The sequence below is a fragment of the Arthrobacter monumenti genome (genome assembly GCF_054511255.1).
In genome coordinates, this window is sequence record NZ_JBTNCY010000007.1 from 73608 (window position 1) to 87331 (window position 13724).

Sequence of the window (13724 nt, forward strand, 5' to 3'; positions counted from 1 at the left end):
GATGGAAGATAGCAATAAGCAGTTCGCAGATGATCTTCAGACGGACCTGGATGAGGGCCGGATTCTGGAGTGGGCTGAGGTGTATGCCTTGGATGCTGTGAGCGAAGAGGAGCGCACCACGATCGAGGTCTACATCTCAGCCGCCGCCCAGGACGTCCGCACCGCCTTCAATGAACGGGTACGCCAGGCGCGGGAAACCGCCACCGAAGCGTATGCAACCGATGTGGCCGAACCGCCTGCGGATCTGCTGGACCGGATCATGGCACGGCTGCCGGAACATGAAATAGAACGACCGGCTGTGCAGGCTGGCTCTGCCGCCCCTGCAGGTGCAGGGGCACAGGATGAGCTCGCGCTCCGCCGGCACCGCAAGGAGTCACGGCCGTCGACCGGACGACGCTTGTTGATCGGCGCGGCTGCGGCCGCCGCGATCGCCATCGGATCCGTCACCGTAGCGCAGAACCTGCCTGATCCTTCCCTGCAGGAGCAGGTTGTCGAGGCATCCGATGTGCGCAGCGAGAGCCTGGAGATCCCGGCCGGCGGTACAGCCGAAGTCGCGCTGTCCGAATCTGTTGGCGCTGCCGTGGTGACCCTGCAAAATGTGCCTGCTCCCCCGCCGGGCAAGGTCTATCAGATGTGGCGCCTGCCCGAGAGCGGCAGTGCACCGGAATCCGTTGGCACGATGACCGGCGAGGACGTCTCCGATACGCAGACAACGGTCCTGAAGGACTTTGACGGCTATTCTGCGGTCGCCATCACGGTGGAGCCGGAGGGTGGATCGGAAGCCCCGACGATGCCGATCATCGCCGAGATACCGCTGGGCGCCTGACCTGCCGCAAAGCTTGACCTGCCGCAAAGCTTGACCTGCCGCAAAGCTTGACCTTGACGTAACGTCAACTTTTAGTGTTGGTTTACCGGCCGGAACGTCCGGCCGGCGTGATCGACACGACGGCAAAGGTAAGCGCTATGGAATCCGCTTGGTCCATTTCCGAGGTGGCGAAGCTGTCCAAAGTTTCATCCCGGACACTGCGGCACTATGACGCCCTGGGACTGCTCCGGCCTGCCTGCACCGGCCAGAATGGCTACCGCTTTTATCAACAGGAACAACTGCTGCGACTGCAGCGGATCCTGCTGCTGCGCGAGCTTGGGCTCGGACTGGACACCGTGGCGGAGGTGCTCAATGGTCAGGTCGACGAACGCGATGCGCTCCGTGTGCACCGCAAGTGGCTGTTGGCCGAACGGGAGCGGCTCGAGCGCATGGCCGCGACCGTAAGCCGCACGATCACAGCCTTGGACAAAGGAGAAACGATGAGTGCCGGAGACATGTTTACCGGATTCGACCACAACCCTTACGAACAGGAAGCCCGCGAACGCTGGGGTGATCACGCCGTCGATGCATCAAACGCCAAGGTGGCCGCGCTGAGTAAGGATCAGCAGCAGGCACTGATGGTAGAGGCGCAGCGGATCAACGCCGAATTGGCATCCTGCATGGAGCAGGGCCTGCCTGCCGACGACGCCGCCGTGCAAGAGGCCGTCGATGCCCACTACCGCTGGGTCGGCACACACTGGACCCCGGATGCACAGTCGTATCCCGGTCTGGGACAGCTGTATGTCGACGACGTCCGCTTCACCAGGTTCTACGACAAAGTGAAGCCCGGTCTGGCGGCCTACCTGCTGGAGGGGATCAAGGTCTACGCCGCGCGCAATCTCCAGGGCGGTTAGTCCGCCAGGCGTGGCGGCCGGGTCAGCTCCGGCGCTTGAGGATCTCTTCGGTGGCCTGCGGCAGGACCTCGAAGAGATCCCCCACAATGCCAAAATCGGCGATTTCGAAGACCGGCGAGTCCTCATCCGTGTTGACGGCAATGATGACCTTCGACGTCTGCATTCCCGCCTTCTGCTGAATCGCGCCGGAAATCCCCGCGGAGATGTAGAGCTGCGGTGAAACGGTCTTGCCGGTCTGGCCCACCTGCGCGGAATGTTCAATCCATCCGGCGTCCGTGGCCGCGCGGGATGCACCTACCGCTCCGCCCAGTGCGTCAGCGAGCTTCTCGATGGGGGTGAAGTCGCCGCCGGTACCGCGTCCGCCGGATACGATGACACGCGCGTCGGTCAGGGCGGGCCTTCCGCTGGCAGGCTTCTCCTCCCGCCCGGTAATTTTCGCAGCCGGGCTGTCCGCTCCGGAAGACACTTCCACAGTGATCTCCTCCGGGGTGGACGCCGGTCCCGCAGCCGCCGGCGGAACGCTGTTCGGCTTCACGGTCATAACCGGGATACCGGTGGAGACCTTGGCCTCCACGGTGTAGGCGCCGGCCAGCACCGATTTCGTGCCGGTCAAGTCCGCGCCCTCCCCTGTCAGCGCTATGACGTCGGTAACGACTCCGGAGCCAATCTTGATGCCCAGCCGGGCGGCAATTTCCTTGCCCTCGAAAGTGTTGTCGATCAGTACCGCAGATGGTGCCGCCTGCCCGACGACGGCGGCAAGGTATCCTGCCTTAGGCCCCACGAGGTACTCGTCCAGGTCCGCCGCACTGGGATGGTAGATCGTAGTGACGCCATACTCGGCGAAGGTCTCTTTGACGCCGTCGCTCAGGGTGCCGTTAAACGCGACGGCTGGTTTCCCTGCTGCAGCGGCGAGTGTCAACAGCTCCAGATTTCCTTTCTGCAGCTCGTCACCAGGGTTGTCGATGAATACAAGAACGGTAGCCATGCTGGCGGACTCCTTTAGTCTTCAGCGGCCGGAAGTGTCCGACGCCGGTCGTTCGGCTCGTTTGGCCGCGGGCTTTGGCCTAGAGCAGCTTCTGCTTTTCGAGGAAATCGACGAGCTGTTTCCCGGCGTCGCCCTCATCGGTAATGACAACACCGTGGGAGCGGGGCGGACGCGGCTCTGCGGATTCGACAGTCGTCCATGACCCCGTCACTCCGACATCCGTGGCATCCACGCCGACGTCGCTGAGGCTGAGCGTAGCCAAGGGCTTTTTCTTGGCAGCCATGATTCCCTTGAAATTGGGGTATCGAGGTTCGTTGATCTGGTCGGTAACCGAGACGACTGCCGGCAGAGGGGATTCGATATTGTCCAGATGGGTATCGCCGTCACGCCGCGCCACGATCTGGTAACCACCGCCGTCGTCCTTCAGCTCCAAAGTCGAGGCGAAGGTGACCTGAGGCAGGTCCAACCGTTCCGCCAGCTGGGCCGGAACCAGTGATGTCTCGCCGTCGGTGGATGCCATGCCAGTCAGCACCAGGTCAACGTCACCGATATGTTTTATGGCTGCCGACAGCGCGAGCGAGGTGGCGGCGGCGTCGGAGCCGGCCAACGCTTCGTCGCTTAGATGGACGCCTTCGTTGGCGCCAATCTGCAATGCTTTCTTTACTGCGGCGACGGCGCCGTCCGGGCCCATGGTCAGTGCGATGACTTGGTGGCCTGCATCGGCTCCGCCATGGGTTTCGACCAATTGGAGGGCTGCTTCCAACGCATACTCGTCGAGTTCGGACAGGATGCTCGTCGCACGGTCCGTCGTGTTGGACGAGCCCGTGAGTTGCCTGTCGAACTGGGCGTCGGGAACGTGTTTGACCAGGACCACAATTTTCAGTGCCGTATTTTCCACTGTCGCCTTTCATTCCCTCTTTGTCGCAAGAGGTATGTCGTACGATTGCGCCCCGCCGCTGTACCGGGACCTGGATTAAGCTAACCACATCGAGTTCGGTTATGACTCATTAACCGATCCGGGGGTCCGTTAAATGCGGCCGGGGACCCGCCCTGGAAGGACCGGTCCCCGGATGCACGGGCTGGTGGGAGCGCGCGGCTCAGGACAAATCGGCGTCCCCGAGCGTCACTTCTGTGCTCATCGGCTCTCCACCGCGGAGATAGGACAGCTGGACCGTCTCGCCCTGTGCCTGTTGCCTGACGACCGCGGTCAAAGCCTCGCCATCACCGATGTTGATGCCGGACACATCGGTAATCACGTCCCCGGTCTGCAGACCGGCCTGATCGGCAGGTGATCCTTCCACGACTTCGGCAACCTCGGCGCCAACGCTGAATGCTGTGCGGCCCTCGGACTCCTCCGAAGCCTTTGCGGTGACGGAAACTCCGAGGAATCCGTGAGTGGCTTCGCCGTCCGCGATGATTTCCTGCGCGACGCGTTCGGCATAGTCGATCGGGATCGAGAAACCGACACCGATATTGCCGCCGGTCTCGCTGCCTGACGCAATCGCGACATTGACGCCGATCACCTCGCCGTCGGCATTGACCAGTGCGCCTCCGGAGTTGCCGTGGTTAATTGCCGCGTCGGTCTGGATCACGTTGATGTACACCGCGCCCTGGCTGCTGCTTTGCGGTGTCTGCGAACCGTCCGGCGGAGCGAAATTCCAGCCTTGATCATCCGGTGTTCCTCGTTGCGGACCGTCCGGCTGCGTCTCCGGTACGGCCGAGGAAGCAACGCGGATGGTGCGGTTCAGGGTGGAGATGATCCCATCGGTGACCGTTCCACTCAAACCAAGAGGCGCCCCGATGGCGATGGCGGTGTCCCCCACATTCAGGTCCTTGGAATCGGCCAGAGCGGCCGGCGTGAGCCCTCCGGCATCGATCTTGATGACCGCCAGGTCGGAGAATGGGTCCGTACCGACGATCTCGGCAGAGTGGACACGACCGTCGTTGGTCCGCACCTCCACGTTCGTCTCCGAAGATTGGCCGCCTAATGTCACGACGTGGGTATTGGTCAGGATGTGGCCCTCACGATCAAGGATGATTCCCGAGCCTGTTCCACTGGCTTGCTGTCCGGCCACAGAAATCGTGACCACACTCGGTGAGGCCTTCTGCGCGGCAGCAGTAACGGCGTTGACGTTTTCCTGATCGTTGACAATCACTGGGCTTTGCGCCGTTGCGTTCGACGCCGGTGCCGCCTGGGACCCGTCATCGAGCAATGCATCGGCGCCCACCGCTACTCCACCGCCGATAAGGCCGGCGATAAGCATGCCGCTGATCAGCGTCGTCGGGCCGTACTTCTTTTTGTCGCGGGGAGAACGGTCCTGAAACTGATTTCCCGGAGGCATACCTCCGAATTGCTGCCCGTTGTCCCCGTCCGGCTGGTGTGGAACGTTTTCCCCATAGGACGGGGGCCCTGCTGGTTGCTGATACTGCCCGTACCGGGGCGCATTCGACGGCGGCGTCTGCGGCTGGGGAGGGAATCCCTGGGGCGGCGTAGGACGCTGCGGCCCGTATCCACTGCCGTGCTGCTCAGTCATCTATTAAGTCCTTTCGCATAGCCTGTTCCACTATGCCTGCCGATTCTGAACCTTGGTTACACAATTGCTGATGCTTTGCTGAAAGCCTCACGTATAAGCCTGCACCTAACCCAACGTTTCACTCCCAGCATATATTTCAGTTCTGGACGCCATATAGGGTGGGTCATAGAATCAAAACGGCGGACAGCGTGGCTTGGCCGCCCAAATATCTGCGGCTCCGTGCGGGCCGCTGAACGGGGTTGAAGGTCATACACATGCGAGCGTTGATGAAGTCCCTTGCGGCTGTCCTGGGATTGATGGCCCTCCTGGTGTTCCCAGCCACGGCCGCCTATGCCGTCGAGCCGGTCGAGTTTCCACCCGGTGAATACCTCATCGACGACTCCGGCGTCTTGAGCAACTCGGAAGCGGAGCAAGTCCAGTCCGCCATTGAAGAGTTGCAGAATGAGCAGAACTACAACCTGCACATCGCTTTCGTTCCTGAATTTACCGGCGCTGACAGTGCCGAGGCCTGGGCGGAGGAAACCGCCGAACTGAACAGTCTGGGAACCGTGGATGGGGTGCTGGCCGTTGCAACAGAAGAGCGCAGCGCGTGGTTGAGCTTTGATTCGGAGAGCGACATCAGCCAGGAGGAGGAAGAGACCATTCTCCAGGACGTGGTACTGCCGGAACTGCGCGACGATAACTGGACGGCGGCGGCCGAAAGCGCGGTGGCCGGCGCGGCCGATGCGGCCAGCGGCGGCGACGGCAACCCCAATGATGGAGGCGGATTTTCAACTGTGTTAACTGTGCTGCTCGTTATTGCCCTGATCGGGGTGGGCGCTTTCCTGTTCCTCCGTTCCCGCAAGAACGTGAAATCGAAGGACAATCAAGCCGAGCTCGAGGCCGCCGAAGATACCGGACCGGTGGACCCGCTGGCAGGCGTCAGCGTCGCGGATCTCCGCCTCCGCGCCGGCAGCCTCCTGGTTGCCTGCGATGACGCCATTAGAACGAGTGAACAGGAAGTTCTGTTTGCCCAGGCACAATACGGTGACGACGCCGTCAAACCGTTCATTGATGACATCACCAAAGCCAAGGCCCAGCTGGGAGAATCGTTCAAGCTTCAGCAGCAGCTGGACGACCATATTCCCGACACCGAAGAGCAGCAGCGCACCTGGCTTGGCCAGATTATCCGCAGCTGTGAGGCGGCGAACCAGACCCTGGGTGAGCACAAGTCCGACTTCGATGAGCTGCGGAAGCTCGAAAAGCGCGCTCCCGAAGCCCTCCAAGCCGCACGGCGAGGCGCGGCACAGGCTGCGGCAAAGGTCGACGCCGCCGAGCAGTCCTTGGTGAAGATGCAGGGACGCTATTCAGGCGAAGCGATCATCCAAGTGGCGGACAATATCGCCCAGGCGTACGAGCGCTTGGAGTTTGTCGAAACGGCCGCCGAGACCGCGGAGGAAAAGATTGCAGCCGGCGACACCGCCTCCGCCGTCATTGCTGTCCGGGCCGCCGAAGAGAGCGTGCAGCAGACCAATGTCCTGTTGGACGCCGTCGACAAACTTTCCAACGACCTAAGTGAAGCCGACAAGGCCATCGAGCCGGCTGTGGCGGACATTGCGGAGGATGTTGCCGCCGCCCGGGCCATGGTTGACAGCGGCGGACACCCGGAGCTTTCCGGCCCGCTCGCCCGGGCCGAATCGGCACTGAGCACCGTCCAGGATGAACTACGCTCCGGGAAGATCGCTCCGTTGGCCTGTATGCGGCGGATCGAGGAAGCCAACCATCATTTGGATGAGGCCTTGGCTGGTGTCCGGGACAAACAAGACCAGGACCGGCGGTCGCGCTCGGCGCTGCAGCAGGCTGTCATGTCGGCGCGGGCCCAGATTTCGGGTACATCCGATTACATTGCGGCACGGCGCGGTGGCGTCGGCAGTGAAGCACGGACCCGCCTCGCGGAGGCCCAACGGAACCTGGACTACGCGCTTTCGATCGCCAAGAACGACCCGACCGAAGCACTGAACTACGCCCACCAGGCAAATGTGCTGGCTGGACAGGCAGCCAAGATCGCCCAGACCGACGTCGAAGGCTTCGGCGGCATGGGTGGCTATGGCGGCGGCATGTATGCCGGCCGGCGGGGCGGCAGCGGGATGGGAGGCGCCATGCTCGGCGGTCTCCTTCTCGGTTCTGTTCTCGGGGGCGGCGGGTTCGGCGGATTCGGCGATGGCGGTGACTTCGGCGGCGGCGGTTTCGGCGGAGGTGACTTCGGCGGCGGCTTCGACGGCGGTGCCGGTGGCAGCTTCTAATTTTGTAGACAACCGGAAGAAAGATAGACCGGGCGGCTGCGCGGCCGCTGCAGGCGATAGCGGAGGATCAGCAGGTAATTCATGTTAGGCAGAAAGAAGGATAGCAATATGTCAAAACAGTCAATCTTCGGCCGGGTCGCTCAACTGGCCAAAGCCAACATCAACTCCCTTATCGACCAGGCTGAGGATCCACAGAAGATGCTGGACCAGATGGTCCGGGACTACACCAACAATATTGCGGAAGCGGAAAGCGCAGTCGCGCAAACGATCGGGAACCTGCGGATGCTGGAGGAGGACCACCAGGAAGACGTGGAAGCCGCCCGCAGTTGGGGCAACAAGGCTATTGCCGCCAGCCAGAAGGCTGAAGAGTTCCGGGCACAGGGCAACGGCGTCAACGCCGACAAGTTCGACAACCTCGCCAAGGTCGCCATCCAACGCCAGATGGACGCCGAAAATGAAGCAAATGGCGCCGAACCAAACATCCAGTCGCAGAGCGAAATCGTCGAAAAGCTCAAGACCGGCCTCGATCAGATGAAGAACAAGCTCAATGAACTCAGCCGCAAGCGCGATGAGCTTGCCGCACGTGCCCGCACTGTGGAAGCCCAGTCACAGATGCAGGATGCGGTCAAGAGCATCGACTTCATGGACTCAACCAGCGAGGTCAGCCGGTTCGAAGACAAGATCCGCCGGGAGGAAGCCCGGGTACGCGGGCAGGCTGAGCTTCAGGAATCGAGCCTCGACGCCCAGTTTGAAAGCCTTGAGGACCTAGGTGAACAGACCGAAGTGGAGGCACGTCTTGCTGCGCTGAAGGCCGGTTCCAGCCGCCCGGAAACATCGCAGCTGACATCAGGTGAATCGACGCAGTCCAATAACTGACCTCTAGAAGCTGATCTGCGGCAAGAAGGTCCGGGATCTGCATGGATTCCGGGCCTTTTGTCCGTCCGCCGCCTCAGCCCTGCTGAGTGCCCTCTTCTGCCTGTTCCCGGGTGGCCCTCCTCCGGACCACGAATGGGTAAAGCACCCAGAGGATGACGAGGACCCCCAACAGGATCCCGAACATCAAGAACCCGGCGAAACGGCCAATCACAATGTCAAAGATAAAGCCGGCTGTACCTGCCAGGACAAATGCGACCAGTCCCATGGTTACCCGGACCATTCTGTCGCTGTTGATCACCAACGATTTCTTGATGTGTTTGCCAAACAGCGCCCGGTGCAAGTTTACAGAGGTAAGAATCAGCGCAGTTACAATCGCGGCCGTCGTGACGAGGCACAGATAGACGGTGACCTGAAAGGTATCCAATTGCTCAAACTTGGCGTGGAACGGCAACGTGAGCAGAAAACCGGTAAGAATCTGGATGCCAGTTTGCATAACGCGCAGTTCCTGCAGCAGTTCCACCCAGTTGCGGTCCAGCCGCTGGTTTTCCGACTCCCCCCGGCCATCATCGGAAATGCCGCCGGAAACCGCCGCCGATGCTCCCCCTTGGGCAGGCATGGAACCGGCACCGGGGGCTGCACCGTGGACGTTCGTCATGGCACAAGTGTAGGCGACCGGGGGTCCCGGATTCGGTAAATTCCCGACCGCATAGCCCGATGCGATTCCGGTTTCAATCTGTCTGCTCTGACACGAAAAAGCTCCTGATCAGAATAGACTGATCAGGAGCTTTTTCTTTCGTTGCGGGGACAGGATTTGAACCTGTGACCTCTGGGTTATGAGCCCAGCGAGCTACCGAACTGCTCCACCCCGCGGCGTAGTAATAACTCTACCTGCCGCGTCCCTGTGCACCAAATCGAGGTATTCACGCCCGCCAGCCTGGTGAAAAGAACCGCTGCCGGGCAAAAGAAAAGCCGGTCAGTCCCGTGGGACAGACCGGCCTTTCCAACGATTCCAGCTGTTAGCTGTCTGGCTTACCGCCTTTGCAGCTACGGCTCCTCGGTCGGCTCCGGGCTGGCTTCGGGTTGAGCGCCGCCACCGCCTTCGGAAGATCCCTCCGCGGGCGCTTCCTGGCCTGTGAGCTGGTTCTCTGCGGCGATGGCGTCCTGCAACGCGTCATTCAGGGCTGCCTGGGCATCTCCGTAGGCTGCAAAGTCGCCTTCGGCTAGAGCAGCCTGCCCGGCCTGGATCGCCGCGTTCGCACGCTGCAGGGCGTCCTGCAACGTCGCTTGTGCGTCAGCATCTGCCGGGGGTGCCGCGCCCCCGTCACCCGGCTGGTCGGGTGTGGGCTCTTCATCGGCTCCCTCAGCTTCGACGCCTGAGTCACCTTCAAACAGCTCATCCAGTGCCTCGTCCAGAGTGGGCGCAAATCCTATTTCCTCGCCAAAGCTGACCAGCACACGCTGCAGCGTCGGGTAGGAGGATTCACCGGAAGACTGCACGTAAACCGGCTGCACATACAGTATGCCGCCGCCAACAGGCAGTGTCAGTAGATTTCCGTTGAGGACCTCTGAGGCTCCGCGCCGTAGGAGGTTCAACGCCTGCGAGACCTCCGGGTCAGAGTTGAACAGGTTCTGTGCTTGCCCCGGTCCGGAAACAACGCGTTCGGTAGGCAGTTCCAGCAGCCGGAGCTGCCCGTAGCTGTCAGCCTTCACACCAGCCTCGGAGCCGGCGTCGGAATTTGCTGCGAGATAGCCATACAGTACGTTCCGGGCTTCCTCTCCCTGACTGGTCGCTGCCGGTATGAACGGTGTTGTCAGCTGGAAGGACGGGTTCTCCTGCCCCGGCATTGCCAGCGACAGGTAGTACGGCGGTATCGGAACGTTGCTCTCGTTGTTCCCCTGCGTGTTCTGATTGTCCACGGCCGTGGGGTCGTCCGGAACGCTCCATTCCTCGTTGGCACGGTAGAAGTCGACCGGATCCGTGACGTGGTACTGACCCAGCAGTTCGCGCTGAACCTTGAATATGTCCTGCGGATAACGGACGTGGCTCATCAGATCGCCGGAAATTTCACTGATCGGCTGGATCGCTTCCGGGAAGACGTTCTGCCAGGCTTTCAGCAGCGGATCATTCTCGTCCCAGGCGTACAGATCGACTGAGCCGTCATAAGCGTCAACCGTCGCCTTGACGGAGTTGCGGATGTAGTTGACCGGCTCCGGAGGCAATGCCTGTGAAGCGGCACCTACCCCTGTCAGGGAATCCGTGGTAGCCGATTCGAGTTGCTGTTGCGTCGAATACGGGAAGTTCGCGCTCGTGGTGTAGCCCTCAACGACCCACTTGATCCGACCATCAATGACGGCTGGATAGATATTGCTGTCAACTGTCAGGTACGGCGCCACCGCTTCAACGCGCTGGCGGGGATCGCGGTTGTAAAGGATCTGTGACTCTTCATTCACCGCGTCCGATAGAAGCAAATCGGTGGACTGGAATTGAATGGAATAGATTAACCGGTTGAAGAAGTTGCCGATACTCGGTCCACCTTCACCGCTGAAGGTAGTCTTGGCCTCGCGTTCGGCACCGCCGGTCTCAGGCCGGTCCAGCTCCATCGGCGGTGCTCCCTCAGGGGCACCCACCACTGAATACTCCGGCGAAAACTCGCCGAAGTAGACACGCGGCTGGTAGTCGCCAAGAACGCCTTGGCTGGGAATGCCCGCCTCCAGGAACTGTGGCTCCCCGTCCGCTGCGACCTCACTGGCGCTGGCAGCAACCAATCCGTATCCGTGCGTGTATACGGCGTGTTGGTTGATCCAGCTGTCAATATTGCCCGTATCCAGGCCACGCACGGCGACGACAACGTTTTCCGTTGTACCGTCGATTTCATACCGGTCCACATTCAGGATCGACGGGAACTGGTAATAGGGCCGGAACTGCTGCAACTGCCCGAAAGCAGCGGAAACGAGGTTCGGGTCCAGAAGACGGATGTTGTCCGTTGTCGCCTCGTCATCCTCGAGGGCGCCGGCTTCCACATCGGTGGAAGCGTCATAGTTACTCACGTCGATGCCATCGAGCCCATATGCCTCACGGGTTAATTCGATGTTGCGCGCAATGTACGGCTCTTCCAAGGTCTGCTCTGACGGTTCCACCTGGAACCGCTGGATAACCCACGGATAAACACCGCTGGCGAGAATCGCCGTGATGATGAGCATCGCGGTACCGACAATGGGGAGCCTCCACTTGTTGGTGACAGCGGCCGCCACGAACAGCACCGCCACAATAAGGGCGGCGACGGCGAGAATCGACTTGGTGGGTATGACGGCGTTGACATCCGTATACATCGCACCGGCCCAGTTACCGTCCTGGCTTACCAGGGTGGAATAACGGTCCAGCCAATAATTGACGGCTTGCAGGATCAGGAAGGCCGCGGCGGCAACCGCAATATGGACCCGTGCCGCCGTACTGGTGAAGATGCCCTTCTCTTCCAGGCGGATTCCCCCATACAGGTAATGCGTAAGCAAACCTGCAATACCAGCGACCAAAACCACGCTGATCATGAAGCCTACAAGGAAGCCGAGGAACGGCAACGTGACCATGTAGAAGGTGTAGTCGAGTCCGAATTCGGGGTCGGTCGCCCCGTAGGGAACCTGGTTGAAGAAAAGCAGAACCTGCTGCCACTGGGAGGAAGCTGCCGTTCCGGCGAAAACGCCCAAGAGGACCGGGATACCGATCATGGCAAGCTTGCGGACAGGCTCTATCGTTTCCTGATAGCGGCTCAGATTGTCCTGGATATCTGTATCCGGTGCGTAGATCGGACGGGCTCCGTACGCGATCCGGAGGCTGGCGTAGACGGTGGCACCCATAATGACTGCTGCGACGACGAAGATTGCCGCCTGCGTAACGTTCTGCTTGACGAAGACGTCCAGATATCCGAGCTGGTCGAACCACAACACGTCGGCGTAGATGCCTGCGAAGAATAGAAAACCGGCCACCAATGCGCCAACAACAATTAAGGTCGGAATGAGTGGTCCGCGGCGGTTTCCGAAAATGGGGCGTGGTCTATCCTGCGTGGATGGTCCGGAAGTCACTCTTTACCTCATCATTTAGGTCTGCTGCTTCATCACGGCAACCGTTTTGGTGCAGTTATTCAGGTGCGGTTATCTGTGCCACGACTGGGCGCGGCAGATGGTTCCGTGCATTCTCATTCTGCCCTGTAACGGTTAACTACAGCGAATTGGCACAGCGATGTCCGGCGAATGTCGCTGGATTGTAATCCGCAGCCTATTGCGCTGAACAAGTATCCAGTTCCGATGTGTCTCCACCAGAGCCAACGGTCCGTACAGTTTCGACGGCGTCGTCCAGTGTCTCAACGCTGAACACCTGCATCCCATCGGGGATGTTTCCAACGACGTCCTTGCAATTTTCCGCCGGGGCGAGGAATACCTCTGCCCCCTCACTGCGCGCCCCATCCATCTTTTGGGCGATTCCACCGATAGGCCCAACCTTGCCATCGGGTGAAATGGTTCCGGTGCCGGCGAAGAATTTTCCACCTGTCATATTTCCCTCAGTGAGTTTGTCGACGATTCCGAGGGCAAAGATCATTCCAGCACTGGGTCCGCCAACATTCTGCAGGGCTATGTCGACTTGGAAAGGGAAATCGAAATTTGTGCCGAGGAAGACGCCAAGCTGGTAATCCCCTGTTTTCGATTCATTGGGTGTCACGGTCTCTGTGATGGTTTGCCCGTCGCGCTCGACGGTGAGGCGGACACTCTCACCACCCGAAGCGTTGAGCTGCCCGCGCAGAACGTCAATGTTCTCGATCGGAGTGCCGTTGATTTCGAGGAGGACATCATCCGGTTGAAGGATGCCCTCCGCGGCGGATCCCTCCGTGAAACCCGCGACGAAAAGTTCTTGCTCGTACGCTGTGCCCAGCTGTGTCAGCGCTGCGGCAATCGCGTCATCCTGCGACGAGTCCATGGCGGCAGCGTTCCGCTGTTGAACTTCATCCCGAGTAGTACCAGGCGGGTATACAAGGCCGACGGGCAACACAGAGTCGGATGGGTCGGCCCACGCTTCAAAGGCCTGGAAAATGCTGACGTTGTTCCTTGGCCCCGGCCCACCCGTGACGTATACGGTCGTCAAGTTCAGGTGCCCCGACGCCGGGTAAACCTGCTGGTCCTCAACCTGGATGACCGCGCCCTCTCCAGTCTCTCCAAGAGTATTGAATGTCGGCCCGGGGCTCTCAACGACATACGGTGCGGGAAGCAGGAATGCCACCACGATCAGGACTATGGAGATAACCCCGGATACCGCCATTGCGCTGAACCTTGGATCCTTCG

At 60.7% G+C, this 13724-nt stretch carries 10 protein-coding genes and 1 tRNA gene; 4 read left to right on the plus strand and 7 right to left on the minus strand.

The features are described from left to right. The first annotated feature begins 1 nt into the window (after position 1). Both ACX80B_RS11690 and ACX80B_RS11695 read left to right on the plus strand, forming a co-directional pair. Positions 2-826 carry an anti-sigma factor gene (locus ACX80B_RS11690; RefSeq protein WP_459296275.1) on the plus strand — a complete coding sequence of 275 codons (825 nt, stop codon included), beginning with the start codon at positions 2-4 and terminating at the stop codon, positions 824-826. A 137-nt stretch (positions 827-963) separates the two neighbouring features. Continuing rightward, complete coding sequence (locus ACX80B_RS11695) at positions 964-1719, plus strand: MerR family transcriptional regulator (RefSeq protein ID WP_459296277.1); 756 nt, start codon at positions 964-966, stop codon at positions 1717-1719. A gap of 22 nt (positions 1720-1741) precedes the next feature. On the opposite strand, the gene ACX80B_RS11700 is transcribed toward ACX80B_RS11695, so the two are convergent. The 3 genes from ACX80B_RS11700 to ACX80B_RS11710 form a co-directional block, all read right to left on the minus strand. Beyond that, complete coding sequence (locus ACX80B_RS11700) at positions 1742-2704, minus strand: electron transfer flavoprotein subunit alpha/FixB family protein (RefSeq protein WP_459296279.1); 963 nt, start codon at positions 2702-2704, stop codon at positions 1742-1744. 79 nt (positions 2705-2783) lie between these two features. Next, positions 2784-3602, minus strand: coding sequence for an electron transfer flavoprotein subunit beta/FixA family protein (locus ACX80B_RS11705; RefSeq protein ID WP_459296281.1), 819 nt, complete (start codon positions 3600-3602; stop codon positions 2784-2786). Between the two features lie 199 nt (positions 3603-3801). After that, positions 3802-5238 (minus strand): S1C family serine protease, encoded by a 1437-nt coding sequence (locus ACX80B_RS11710; protein WP_459296283.1) that lies wholly within the window; start codon positions 5236-5238, stop codon positions 3802-3804. A gap of 254 nt (positions 5239-5492) precedes the next feature. Here ACX80B_RS11710 and ACX80B_RS11715 point away from each other — a divergent pair, with 254 nt between their 5' ends. After that, on the plus strand, positions 5493-7520 hold the full coding sequence (locus ACX80B_RS11715) for a TPM domain-containing protein (protein ID WP_459296285.1): 2028 nt from the start codon (positions 5493-5495) through the stop codon (positions 7518-7520). Positions 7521-7628: 108 nt separating this feature from the next. Then, positions 7629-8396: a PspA/IM30 family protein gene (locus tag ACX80B_RS11720; protein ID WP_459296287.1), complete on the plus strand. Its 768-nt coding sequence runs from the start codon at positions 7629-7631 to the stop codon at positions 8394-8396. Between the two features lie 73 nt (positions 8397-8469). Here ACX80B_RS11720 and ACX80B_RS11725 read toward each other — a convergent pair whose 3' ends face one another. From ACX80B_RS11725 to ACX80B_RS11740, 4 genes are all read right to left on the minus strand, one after another. Further along, the gene (locus ACX80B_RS11725) at positions 8470-9051 is read right to left on the minus strand and encodes a DUF6328 family protein (RefSeq protein ID WP_459296289.1); all 582 of its coding nucleotides are present in this window, start codon (positions 9049-9051) and stop codon (positions 8470-8472) included. Positions 9052-9192: 141 nt separating this feature from the next. After that, positions 9193-9266: transfer RNA gene (locus tag ACX80B_RS11730), tRNA-Met, on the minus strand. Positions 9267-9440: 174 nt separating this feature from the next. Next, positions 9441-12473, minus strand: a complete 3033-nt coding sequence (locus ACX80B_RS11735; RefSeq protein ID WP_459296291.1) for a UPF0182 family membrane protein — start codon at positions 12471-12473, stop codon at positions 9441-9443. A gap of 193 nt (positions 12474-12666) precedes the next feature. Next, a complete protein-coding gene (locus tag ACX80B_RS11740; RefSeq protein ID WP_459296293.1) occupies positions 12667-13701 on the minus strand; it encodes a YlbL family protein in 1035 nt (344 codons plus the stop codon). Positions 13702-13724 lie beyond the last annotated feature (23 nt).

What these genes read in the sequence shown, in the direction of transcription:
- ACX80B_RS11740 (WP_459296293.1), bottom strand. Translation starts at nt 13,701, where the DNA reads ATGGCGGTATCCGGGGTTATCTCCATAGTCCTGATCGTGGTGGCATTC.
- ACX80B_RS11725 (WP_459296289.1), bottom strand. Translation starts at nt 9,051, where the DNA reads ATGACGAACGTCCACGGTGCAGCCCCCGGTGCCGGTTCCATGCCTGCC.
- ACX80B_RS11710 (WP_459296283.1), bottom strand. Translation starts at nt 5,238, where the DNA reads ATGACTGAGCAGCACGGCAGTGGATACGGGCCGCAGCGTCCTACGCCG.
- ACX80B_RS11720 (WP_459296287.1), top strand. Translation starts at nt 7,629, where the DNA reads ATGTCAAAACAGTCAATCTTCGGCCGGGTCGCTCAACTGGCCAAAGCC.
- ACX80B_RS11695 (WP_459296277.1), top strand. Translation starts at nt 964, where the DNA reads ATGGAATCCGCTTGGTCCATTTCCGAGGTGGCGAAGCTGTCCAAAGTT.
- ACX80B_RS11715 (WP_459296285.1), top strand. Translation starts at nt 5,493, where the DNA reads ATGCGAGCGTTGATGAAGTCCCTTGCGGCTGTCCTGGGATTGATGGCC.
- ACX80B_RS11690 (WP_459296275.1), top strand. Translation starts at nt 2, where the DNA reads ATGGAAGATAGCAATAAGCAGTTCGCAGATGATCTTCAGACGGACCTG.
- ACX80B_RS11700 (WP_459296279.1), bottom strand. Translation starts at nt 2,704, where the DNA reads ATGGCTACCGTTCTTGTATTCATCGACAACCCTGGTGACGAGCTGCAG.